Below are 651 nucleotides of genomic sequence, written 5' to 3' on the forward strand. Positions count from 1 at the left end.
ACGTCACCGTGACGGTGACCGTGCATGTCACTCCCGAAGCCGAAGCACTCTGGCAGGAAGCGGAGGCGGCCGAGCGGGAGTCCCGCGCAGCCCAGGAACGCTCCGCGACCGCCCGGCGCCGCGCCGTGGCGATCGCGCGCGCGGACCGGTACTCACTCGACGCCGCAGCCGCCGCGTTCGGGGTGTCCCGCTCTCGCGTGCAGCAGCTCGAACGAGCCGCCGCCTCCTGAGATCCCCCGGCGGGCCGGCTCGCCACGGCCGGCCTCACCTACCTCGACCGAGCCCGTGCTGTGCTCCACGCGGAGCCGCGCTGAGCAATATCCCCCCGGTCCAGCGGGCGTCCGGTGGGGGATCGATCAGCGGGACGCCGAGCGTCCGGCTACGCACGCAACGTGCAACCCGAATCGGCATCAGCCCCAGAACTGACATACGGTCAGTTATCGGACATCAAGCAAAGTTCAGCGCTCGTCGGGCCGCGGAGGCCAATCGAGTGTTGGGAAAGTAACTTGGAGCGCCGCTGGTGTTACGGTCCAGTCCGCGACTTCGGGGAAGGGTGAGCTGCCCAACGTTTCCTGGACCAGTTGAATAGTTGTCTACGCGGCGAGGTTCTCGGTGATCCATGCCTGCTCGGCTTCGTTCGGGGTCCGATAG

1 protein-coding gene is annotated in these 651 nt (G+C 68.0%); it reads left to right on the plus strand.

Annotated elements, in window-relative coordinates; all coding sequences use genetic code 11:
* Nucleotides 1–230: helix-turn-helix domain-containing protein (locus C5D07_RS15090; protein ID WP_211286395.1), on the plus strand; the 230-nt coding region annotated here is incomplete at its 5' end.
* Nucleotides 231–651 lie beyond the last annotated feature (421 nt).

The sequence above is a fragment of the Rathayibacter tritici genome, assembly GCF_002932875.1.
GTDB classification, from domain to species: Bacteria; Actinomycetota; Actinomycetes; order Actinomycetales; family Microbacteriaceae; genus Rathayibacter; species Rathayibacter tritici.